9 protein-coding genes are annotated in these 10,816 nt (G+C 54.7%); 3 read left to right on the forward strand and 6 right to left on the reverse strand.

The window, feature by feature from the left end; translation table 11 throughout:
* Positions 1–5 precede the first annotated feature (5 nt).
* From ET33_RS25450 to ET33_RS25460, 3 genes are read right to left on the reverse strand one after another with little or no spacing between them, the layout of a single operon-like run.
* Complete coding sequence (locus ET33_RS25450) at positions 6–791, reverse strand: STM4013/SEN3800 family hydrolase (protein WP_036688697.1); 786 nt, start codon at positions 789–791, stop codon at positions 6–8.
* Between the two features lie 3 nt (positions 792–794).
* On the reverse strand, positions 795–1,982 hold the full coding sequence (locus ET33_RS25455; RefSeq protein WP_036688699.1) for an STM4014 family protein: 1,188 nt from the start codon (positions 1,980–1,982) through the stop codon (positions 795–797).
* Entirely contained in the window at positions 1,983–2,828 is an 846-nt protein-coding gene (locus ET33_RS25460; protein ID WP_036688701.1) for an STM4015 family protein, read from the reverse strand.
* A 223-nt stretch (positions 2,829–3,051) separates the two neighbouring features.
* Here ET33_RS25460 and ET33_RS25465 point away from each other — a divergent pair, with 223 nt between their 5' ends.
* On the forward strand, positions 3,052–3,348 hold the full coding sequence (locus ET33_RS25465) for a hypothetical protein (RefSeq protein ID WP_051775594.1): 297 nt from the start codon (positions 3,052–3,054) through the stop codon (positions 3,346–3,348).
* 108 nt (positions 3,349–3,456) lie between these two features.
* Here the strand turns inward: ET33_RS25465 and fabF are convergent, their stop codons facing one another.
* A complete protein-coding gene (gene fabF / locus ET33_RS25470) occupies positions 3,457–4,695 on the reverse strand; it encodes a beta-ketoacyl-ACP synthase II (protein ID WP_036688706.1) in 1,239 nt (412 codons plus the stop codon).
* A 124-nt stretch (positions 4,696–4,819) separates the two neighbouring features.
* On the opposite strand from fabF, the gene ET33_RS25475 reads away from it, so the two are divergent.
* Complete coding sequence (locus ET33_RS25475) at positions 4,820–5,683, forward strand: helix-turn-helix transcriptional regulator (RefSeq protein ID WP_036688709.1); 864 nt, start codon at positions 4,820–4,822, stop codon at positions 5,681–5,683.
* Between the two features lie 54 nt (positions 5,684–5,737).
* Here the strand turns inward: ET33_RS25475 and ET33_RS25480 are convergent, their stop codons facing one another.
* Positions 5,738–6,547 carry an FkbM family methyltransferase gene (locus tag ET33_RS25480; protein WP_036688712.1) on the reverse strand — a complete coding sequence of 270 codons (810 nt, stop codon included), beginning with the start codon at positions 6,545–6,547 and terminating at the stop codon, positions 5,738–5,740.
* A gap of 111 nt (positions 6,548–6,658) precedes the next feature.
* A complete protein-coding gene (locus ET33_RS25485) occupies positions 6,659–7,174 on the reverse strand; it encodes a DUF6385 domain-containing protein (RefSeq protein ID WP_036688714.1) in 516 nt (171 codons plus the stop codon).
* A gap of 1,874 nt (positions 7,175–9,048) precedes the next feature.
* Here ET33_RS25485 and ET33_RS39015 point away from each other — a divergent pair.
* The coding region (locus tag ET33_RS39015; protein WP_161783567.1) for a beta strand repeat-containing protein at positions 9,049–10,816 on the forward strand (1,768 nt) is incomplete at its 3' end.

Raw genomic sequence — 10,816 nt, forward strand, 5'->3', positions numbered from 1 at the left:
AATGTCTACAAAATAAACTCCCGGTACGGCACGTTCCATACGACCTCGTGCGCTAGCCGGTGCCCGTTATACCCGTCCTCGCCGTAAGCGGTCCCGTGGTCGGAACAAACGATACAGAACGTCTTGCCCCGTGCGCGCATCGCTTCGAACAGCCGTCCGAGCTGTCCGTCCACATAGCGCAGCGCCGCCCGCTGGGTTTCAACCGAATCGCGTTTTACTCCCGGCACGAAATAATGGTTCGGACCGTGGATGGCGCTCACGTTCATGAAGAGAAACAGCCGTTGGCCCGGGTCTGCCGAGCCGATCAGCTTCAGCGCGTGGTTCACCTGATGCTCGGTGGAGCGCGGATTCGTTACGCCGAATGTCTGACGCCAGTAGCTCTCCTGAAAATACGACGGAAGCACTTTCGCCAACGGCACTTTTTTCGTAAAAAAAATGACGCCGCCGATGCAGATTGTGCGGTATCCTACCCCGGCAAGGCCGGAGACAATGTCAGGCGTATCGAACAGCCATGTGTTCGGATTGGTCGGCAGTCCCGTATTTTTCGAGTGAAACAGCCGGACATGGCTGGCTTTGTCCGTATTCGCAGGCGTCGGCAAAAAACCGCCGAAAAAAGCGTGATGCGCGGCATACGTAAAGCTGCCCGGCGTATGACGTTTTTCCCAGCCGCCTGTGCCGCACAGATTGGGACAGTTCTCTTCCTCCAGCTTCGCCACGTCGTAGCGCAGCGTATCAAGCGTCACAAACAAAATGTCGTGGGTGCCGACAATGTCGTTCATATTGATGGTCATGCTTCATTCATCCTTTAACATGCGGGTCATTTGCCATTCGTAGGTATCCATGCCTTCGTAATGAACGTTCAGCAGCAGATCGCCGAACGGATTAATATCGACGATATAAGGACGCAAGGCGCCTTTGGCGAGAAGCACGTCGATCCCTGCCACAGCGGAACGCGGAAACAGCGAAGCAACCTGCTCCCCGGCCTCTGCTACCGCCTGAACGGTGGCGGCGGATAGCCCGAGCTCCTCCAGTCCGGCCCGCTCGTTGCGCAGATGCAGATTCGTGATCGGCGTGCGGCTGAGCCGGGCAATCCGGTGACACGCTTCGCCGCCGACGACGAGTTGGCGGATATCGAATGCACGGCCGTCGTGCGATGCTTTCTGCACCCACTGCTCGACGTGCATGCCTTGAGCGCCCAGCCAATTGATGATTTCGCGGATGATCGGGCGCTCCCGGTATCTGCGAATACGGCGCGAATTGTAATATACCCGCTCGTACCCATGCCGCTCGAAGCCGATCGTCGTGTCGGCCAGCTCCGCACCGGTAGACGGGTTAATCTGGTAAGCCAGCACCCCGGAGGCCGAGGAGCCAAACGCCAGCTTGACGAAGACGCGCCGCATGCCGGTTCGCTCCATCGCTTCGCGGAGCTGCTCGTAGCCCCGGATAGAACCCGCCTCCCCCGGAGCCGGGGGAACCCGTACGCCCTGAGAGCTGAGCAGCCGATGGCAGCGACGCTTGTCGAACATGACCGCGATTTCCTGCGGATCGTTCGTCCAGCGCGCTTCCGGCGCCGTTTCGGCCAAGTCGGCACGAAGCCCGGACAGCATCCGGCAAAAGCCGCGGAACCATTGCGAAGGATAGTAGATGCGTCCCGGCTGATCAGGCAGATTCCGGGCCGCTTGCGCCGAAATGACCGGCATCGGGAGAAACTCCGGCAATGGGAACAGCTCGTCCGCTTGCCCGCCGTCGGCCGCACCGAGCGCGATCAGCTCGCGCTCCACCGGGAAATGCTCGCCGGGCGAGTCCAGCCGTACTAGGACAGGCTCGCCGCCCGTAATTTCCCGCCAGCGAACGCGTCCTTGCAGCAGATCGAGATACGGCACGATCCGCGCCGGAGGCATCCCAAGCCTTCGGCGCGCTTCCTGCAGCATCGTTGTCCTCCGGTTGCCGGGATTCCCAACAACAATCAGCGGACGGGTCATCTACTCCGTGACCGCCGGATAGCGCCAGTCGTCTTCATCGTCGCTCTGCTGCTGGTCGCTGACATTGACGGACATGCCCGACGTTTGCCAGCGTCTTACCATCTCGTCCGACATGTAGTGATAGTTCAGGTCGAGGAAGGAAAGCTTTCGGACGCGTTCGCTCGCCAGCAGCGCTTCCGCGCCTTTGTCGCTAAGGGTTCCCAGCGATAAATCGAGCGTATGCAATTGATCGAGAATCGGCGAATTCGCAATCTCGATCGCGATTTCGTCTTGAATCTCGCTGTCTTTCAGACCGAGGTAAGTCAATTTGGGAAAGCGCGCCGGTTCCATGAGCGGTTTAACATCCTCCAGACCGCCGTCAAATCCGTAATTGTCTACGCCGAGATAAAGCTCCAGCTTTCTCAGCTCCGGCAGCTCGGCGTCGCGAATATCGGCGAGCACTTCCTTGCTCAGGCCGCCACAGATAATTACCAACTCTTCCAACCGCTCGTGCTTCAACGGCTTTAAGGACAAGCCGGTGCTACCTTGAATGCAGAACGAAGTCAGCTGCGGAAACGCCTCCAGCAGCGGAGTCAGATTCGTCTGCACGATCCACGATATTTCGCATTCCTCCGAATCCATGTCGCCGATAAACAGCTTGCGCAACGCCGGGAAAGCGTCCTTATGCCCGATCAATGTATCCATGAAGGTATCGGGACCATCTTCATAGGCCTGTCCCCACGAACCGATCGTCAGCTCTACCACCTCCCGGCTCTCGGGCTTCGCAGCCAGCTGCTCGATCAGCTGTTCCATGCGCGTTCCCTCTTCGTATTCGTCATAGCCGACTTCCAAACGGATTTCTGTCATCGATAATCCTCCCCACAATCTGCCATACTCTTTTCTAAACTATCATCCGGTTTTGGTTTCGTCAATCCGAACAAGCTATGCGACATGCCGTAGATACGGGATCAAGAGACAATTCTATTAACTTAAGAGAATTTTCTGTAAATTGTATTGACTGCGAACAAATGTTTGGTATAATAGATTTCAAGAACGCATGTTCCTATTTCCTGAGAGGAGTGTAGATACGATGGTGACGAATGTTAGATTTATCGAACGGGACTATTACAAAAATGTCATTGCCGAAAATGGAGAGCAGTTGAACGAGCAGCAGATCGAAAAAATTTTGGACGCGTCCGAACCGTTCTGGGCCGACCTTACTTTTAAATTTTTCGAAAACGGATCGATGATCATTATCGACAACCATACCGAGCTACAAGTTCCTCTCAGCAGCCTGAATGAAGCGGCATGCGAGTTTTACGCCCAGCAGCGAATCAAAATGATTAAAGCCAAGCTCAGAAATCAGAAAATTACGGAAGCTTCCTAAACAAAAATTAAAATACAAAAGTCCGCGCAGTCTCCGGGGTTGTCCCTTCGTTCCGCAACGGACCTTTATCTTGTTATTTTTTTATACCGGGTACTTGCTTGTACTAGGCTAGTCCGCGTAAGCTTTCAGCACGATGACCGCATTGTGTCCGCCGAACCCGAAGGAGTTCGAGATGCCGATCTTCAGTTTGGCTTGACGCGCTTCATTCGGTACGTAGTCCAAATCGCAATCCGGGTCCGAATGCTCCAAATTAATCGTCGGAGGAACGATTTCTAGCTCTAGGCTCTTGGCCAGGGCAATAGCTTCTACCCCGCCGCACGCTCCCAGCATGTGACCGGTCATGGACTTATTGGCGGTTACCGGAATCCGGTACGCGTGTTCGCCGAACAGCCTTTTGATCGCCATCGTTTCGGACTTGTCCCCCAGTTCCGTACTCGTCGCGTGCGCACTGATAACATCCACTTCCTCGGGGTTCACAGCCGCTTCGCGAAGCGCCGATCTCATGGCCTGGTAAGCCCCGATCCCCTCCGGATGGGTGGCGACGATGTGATAGGCATCGGAGCTGGCCCCGTAACCGATCACCTCGGCGTAGATTCGTGCGTTCCGACGCTGTGCATGGGAGAGCGATTCCAGTACCACAATACCCGCCCCCTCGGCCATGACGAACCCGTCCCGTCCCGCATCGAACGGACGACTTGCTCTGGCAGGCTCGTCGTTTCGGCCGGACAGAGCAGTAGCGTTGCCGAAGCTGGCAAGCGATATTTCCGTCACGGCGGCTTCCGCACCGCCGGCAATGACCGCGTCCGCGCCGCCCGCCCGAATTAGCCGGAATGCTTCGCCGATGGCCGTATTTCCTATAGAGCATGCCGTTACAGGAGACAGGGTTGGGCCTAGAGCTCCATATTTTATACTGATCATCGCTGCAGCCATATTCGATATCATCATCGGTACCAGCGTCGGGCTGACCCGTTCGGGTCCCCGATCACGGAGAATACCGTCCTGTTCGAGCAGCGTTTGAATGCCTCCGATGCCGGAGCCTACATATACGCCCAGTCTTTCCCGATCGATTTCGTCAAGAGATAAGCCTGAATCCTCCAACGCCTGCTCCGCGGCAGCCATAGCAAACTGACAAAACCGATCCATCCGCCGCGCTTCTTTGCGGCCGAACCGAGCATCGGCGTCAAATTCCCGGACAATCCCCGCGATTTTCGTTTTAAAGCGGGACGTGTCGAACGTATCAATCCGGCTTATCCCCGATTCCCCTCGGCACAAACGATTCCAAAAGGTTTCCACTTCATTCCCAAGCGGCGAGATAACGCCCATCCCCGTTAACACGACTCGTTCCATTGTAGTTCCTTCCTTTCATTCATCGGTTAAGTCCTATATTGTCACAATTGTTATCCTATTACAAGTTGCAGTTTATTATAGTATAATAACTACTATGTTAACGAAACCAAAAGGCGGAATCGAGATGAATCATCAAACGAGGCTTCAAGCGTTATCGGCTTTTTTGAAGGCACAGCGGGCCAAAGTCCTCCCGCAAACGGTCGGACTTCCGGTCGGAACTCGCAGACGCACCCCGGGTTTGAGACGTGAGGAAGTCGCCCAACTTGCCGGGGTCAGCACCACGTGGTACACATGGCTGGAGCAAGGACGGGATATTAAAGTATCTAAATCGGTCCTGGACTGCGTCGCCGCCGCCCTGCAATTAACGGTAGACGAGCGCAAATATTTGTTTTCGCTTGCTCTGGAAACCGGCTCAGGCGCCCATACACTGGTAGAAGATCTGCCCGAGATCAGCCCATCGCTGAGAAGAATTTTGCAGGAGCTGCGCTTTTGTCCGACCATTATCTCCGACCGCCACTGCCATATTGTCGGCTGGAACGAAGCAGCTTCGCATGTGTTTCTCGACTTCCAACATATTCCCGTCGAACAGCGGAATATGATCCGGCTGCTGTTTACCCAAAAAGAATTTCAACGTCTCGCCGTCAACTGGGAGCATTTCGTCCGCGGTTTTCTCGCTATTTTCCGGGCGTATTACGGGCAATACGTTGAGGACGAATGGTACGAGCGTTTTCTTGCGGAGATGAAGGAGGTTCACCCGGATTTCGACCGGCTGTGGGAGCAAAGCGAGGTTAGTTCAGCCCCGGAAGTGTTAATCGAATTCAGGCATGCCAAAGCGGGCAAGATGCTGTTTCACCTTACCTCGCTGCAGGTTCAAGGGAGCTCCGACCTGCGGTGCAGCATCTATACTCCTGCGCCCGATTCCTCAACGGAATCGAAGCTGAAGCAGTTGATGGAGCGCAGCTTAAGCCCCTCCGATCGTACGGATTGAGCCGATCCGGCGGCTGTGAACATGATTTCCCACTCGCCGCCCCTCTTCCAAGCCTTACTCCTGACGTGCCGCGGACATAAGGATCGTTTTCGTTTCTCCGCGGGCGAAAAGCTCGTCGAGGCTCGCCTGTATAGTCAAGCCTTCGTCGGTGATTTTATAGAACCGGGCGGCGAAGCGCTCGCGATACGTCTCCAACAAGCGGTGAAATTCGTCCCAATGCCCGCTCAGCATTAGCGGGTTCAGTTCGAAAGCCACTTTGTCGACAGCCTGCCGTCCAAGCAGCGCCTCCATCCCAAGAAAGGCGTGATACTCCCCTCCTTCAATGTCCATTTTAATAAAATCGATATAATCGAAATTCCCCTCGTTCGCATCCAGCGTCTCCGACATAACCTCTTCTTCCTGCATGACATCATTGGCGAAGTAATCGAAATATTGTTCGCCGGGTTTCACCAAGGAGCTTGAACCCGTATACAGCTCGCTGTAATAAAACGTCTTGGAGCCAGCTGTATCGGAGACGGCCTTTTGGAGCGCCGTTACCCGATTTTTGGCAAACAGCATATTCATCGCTACGTTGTCCCGCAGCAGTCCATAGTTTTTTTTGCCTGCTTCGTAAGCCAAAACCTTCCCCTGCTCGCCGACGAGCAGCCCCATCAGAACGGTAAAATAACCGATATTCGCCCCGACATCGATCACCTTGTGACCCGGTTTCACATTCAGAAGTATGTAGTTGGTTAAAGCAACGTCGAACACCCCGCTGCCTACAAGCTGCGGAGTCAAGCTCACATCGTCGGCAAAGGAGTAAAGGAGCCCTCCCCATACAGGATAGATCAGCATCCGGTTTTTTCCAACATATGTCCCTTTCATTCTTCACCCACCTTTTATGCCGCTGGAAAGCATGCAATCTCGATTCAATCATTATTTATGTTGGGGCCCCCTTAAACAGAACTTTGAACAGGCTCTTCAAGGGGGCTTCCCTTATTCGCCCGGATTGGTACAGCGGTAGGTTTGGGCTTGAAAAAACAGTCTGACATGTGCCTCAACACCAGGCGATGGATTGACAAAGGCAAGCCTCGTATACTTTGCAAATCGTTTAGGAACGATAATTTGAGTTTCAAAAGGTTTAATGGTTTGAGTGAAATCTTCGAACGTATGCACCCGGTCCGGACTTTCTTCTATTACAAGGTTCAGAGCGGTCTCGCTATGGTTCACGACGATGAACGAATACGTCACAAAGATGGATGTATCGAAAAAGGGAGAGCGGGCAACGGAATCCGTGATGACCAAGTCAAGCTTGATATTTTCGAAGGCGACGCAGGATTCTTCCCGATCGAGCATTTCAAAAAGCTCTTCGAACTCATCATGATTAAATAAAGGCGGTTGTTCCGGCTGGGGAATTGGTTCCTTTATGATACGGACCGCTTTACCGGATACGGGTCGCTTTTTGATTCGCTTTACTGCAAGTTTGGGCGAATGGATTCGCTTTTGTCTCATCGGCCATCTTCCTTTCGTCGGGTATTAACCGCCCTACTTCTTTCTAGTGGAAAAGCACTTTTTCGATTTATTTCGGCATACAATATTTGTATTCATTTCGGAAAAACGGTGCTCTAAGGCAGTTATCCAAATTATTTTTTTGACACAATATTGCGAGCTAAGGGTGATACGCAGTGCCAAACTTTAATGTGTTTAATCTCAACCCCAACGATTTGCGCATTTTAATCTTCGGACAGGATGCGACAGGAACCGCTCGCCCCATAAATACCGACTCCGGCGGGTCAATTCTCAATATTCCTATTGGCGGAACGATCGACGTCATTCAACACGTCACAGCAGCAACGATCGTGGGCGGAACGATTAATGCCATTACCGGGACAGTAACCGCAGTCGTGCCGTCTACAACAATAACCGGCGGAACTCTAACAACGATTCAATCGGTACTGGGGGCCACGGTTACTGCAGGAACGTTAACCACCGTCGAGTCTGTGCTTGGGACTACGATTACCGCGGGGACTGTAAGTGCGACAATCCTAGGGGGAACAGTCAGTGCCACGCTACTGGGCGGTACGCTGACGAACCTGCTGGACGGCACCCTTACCAACGTTCTTGGCGCGACGATTACGGCGGGAACATTAACTACAGTTGAATCCATACTTGGTGCAACCATTACCGGTGGTACCATTAATGCCATTACCGGGACAATTACAGCCGTCGTACCTTCCGTTACGATATCGGGCGGAACGATTTCGGTGGTGGAATCCGTTCTTGGGGCGACTATTACAGGTGGGACGGTCAGTACTACCATTCTCGGCGGGACCGTCGGTGCCACGCTGCTGGGCGGGACTATCGATAATCTGCTCAATGGCACCATCACGAGTGTGCTCGGCGCTACCATCACTGCGGGGACTTTGACTACTGTTGGCTCTGTGCTTGGAGCAACCATCTCGGGCGGTACGCTTAATGCGATTTTGGGTACCCTTACTGCGGTCGTGCCTTCCGTTACCATTACTGGCGGTACACTGACGGCAGTCGAATCTGTACTTGGGGCTACGATCACCGCAGGAACCATTAGTGCAACGATTGTGGGTGGCACCGTCAGCGCGACAATCTTAGGCGGTACTGTCGGTGCTACCTTGCTAGGCGGGACTATCGACAATCTGCTCAACGGTACCATTACCAGTGTGCTCGGCGCTACCATTACTGCGGGGACTTTGACCACTGTTGGTTCCATTTTGGGTGCGACCATCACGGGGGGTACGCTTAATGCGATTTTGGGTACCCTTACTGCGGTTGTGCCTTCCGTCACCATTACCGGCGGGACACTGACGGTAGTCGGATCTGTGCTTGGAGCCACTATCACTGCCGGAACACTTAGTGCGACGATAGTAGGTGGCACCGTCAGCGCCACAATCTTAGGCGGTACCGTCGGTGCCACACTGCTCGGCGGGACTATCGACAATCTGCTCAATGGCACCATCACTAGCGTGCTCGGCGCCACCATCACTGCGGGAACCTTGACTTCCGTTGGCTTTGTTTTGGGAGCGACCATTACAGCAGGAACTATAAGCGCCACCATTCTTGGCGGCTCAGTCAGTGCTACGATCCTTGGCGGGACTATCAACAATCTGCTTAACGGCACTATCACCAGCGTACTTGGGGCTACGATCACCGCGGGGACCTTGACTTCCGTCGGTTCTGTGCTTGGCGCGACTATTACTGCTGGTACTATCAGTGCCACTATTCTAGGGGGGACCGTCAGCGCGACGATTCTCGGCGGTGCGGTCAGTACTACACTGATAGGCGGAACGATCGACAACTTGCTCAACGGCACCATCACCAGCGTACTCGGAGCGACCATCACCGCGGGGACCTTGACTTCCGTCGGCTCCGTGCTGGGAGCTACCATTACTGCTGGAACTATTAGCGCAACTATTCTCGGGGGGACCGTCAGTACTACGATCCTGGGCGGAACGATCAGCAATCTGCTCAATGGCACCATCACCAGCGTGCTCGGAGCGACAATCACCGCAGGGACCTTGTCTACCGTCGGATCCGTACTGGGAGCCACTATTACAGCAGGCACGATCAGCACAACTATTCTCGGGGGGACCGTCAGTACTACGATCCTGGGCGGAACGATCAGCAATCTGCTCAATGGCACCATCTCCAGCGTGCTCGGAGCGACCATCACCGCAGGGACCTTGACTTCCGTCGGCTCCGTGCTGGGAGCTACCATTACTGCTGGAACTATTAGCGCAACTATTCTCGGGGGGACCGTCAGCGCGACGATTCTCGGCGGTGCGGTCAGTACAACGATCCTGGGCGGAACGATCGACAACCTGCTTAACGGCACCATCTCCAGCGTGCTCGGAGCGACCATCACCGCAGGGACCTTGACTTCCGTCGGCTCTGTACTAGGAGCGACCATTACTGCTGGAACTGTTAGCGCAACTATTCTCGGCGGAACCGTCAGTGCGACGATTCTTGGTGGCGCGGTCAGTGCGACGATCCTGGGCGGAACGATCAACAATCTGCTTAACGGCACTATTACCAGCGTACTTGGGGCCACCATCACTGCGGGGACTTTGACTTCCGTCGGATCCGTACTGGGAGCCACTATTACAGCAGGTACGATCAGCGCCACCATTCTCGGCGGCACCGTCAGTACAACGATCCTTGGCGGAACGATCGGCAACCTGCTCAATGGCACCATCTCCAGCGTGCTCGGAGCGACAATCACCGCAGGGACCTTGACTTCCGTCGGCTCTGTACTAGGAGCGACCATTACTGCTGGAACTGTTAGCGCAACTATTCTCGGGGGGACCGTCAGCACGACGATTCTCGGCGGAACCGTCAGCGCGACGATTCTTGGTGGCGCGGTCAGTACAACGATCCTGGGCGGTACGATCGACAATCTGCTTAACGGCACTATCACCAGCGTGCTCGGCGCTACGATCACCGCAGGGACCTTAACTACCGTCGGCTCTGTACTGGGAGCGACCATTACTGCTGGAACTATTAGCGCAACTATTCTCGGCGGAACCGTCAGTGCGACGATTCTTGGTGGCGCGGTCAGTGCGACGATCCTTGGCGGAACAATCGACAACCTGCTCAACGGCACTATCTCCAGCGTGCTCGGTGCTACCATCACCGCGGGGACTTTAACTACCGTCGGATCAGTACTGGGAACCACCATTACAGCAGGTACGATCAGCGCTACCATTCTCGGTGGTACGGTCAGTACAACGATCCTAGGCGGAACAATCGACAACCTACTCAACGGCACTATCACCAGTGTGCTTGGGGCAACGATCACCGCAGGGACCATTAGCGCCACCATTCTTGGCGGGACGGTCAGTACCACGATCCTAGGTGGTACGATCGACAGTCTCCTTAATGGCACTATTACCAGTGTGCTTGGCGCCACGATCACCGCGGGGACCATTAGCGCTACCATTCTTGGCGGGGCGGTCAGTACTACGATCCTGGGCGGTACGATCGACAACCTGCTCAACGGCACCATCTCCAGCGTGCTTGGAGCTACCATCACCGCAGGGACCTTGACTTCCGTCGGCTCCGTACTGGGAGCCACCATTACAGCAGGTACGATCAGCGCTACCATTCTCGGTGGCACCGTCA

The sequence above is a fragment of the Paenibacillus tyrphae genome (genome assembly GCF_000722545.1).
GTDB classification, from domain to species: domain Bacteria; phylum Bacillota; class Bacilli; order Paenibacillales; family NBRC-103111; genus Paenibacillus_G; species Paenibacillus_G tyrfis.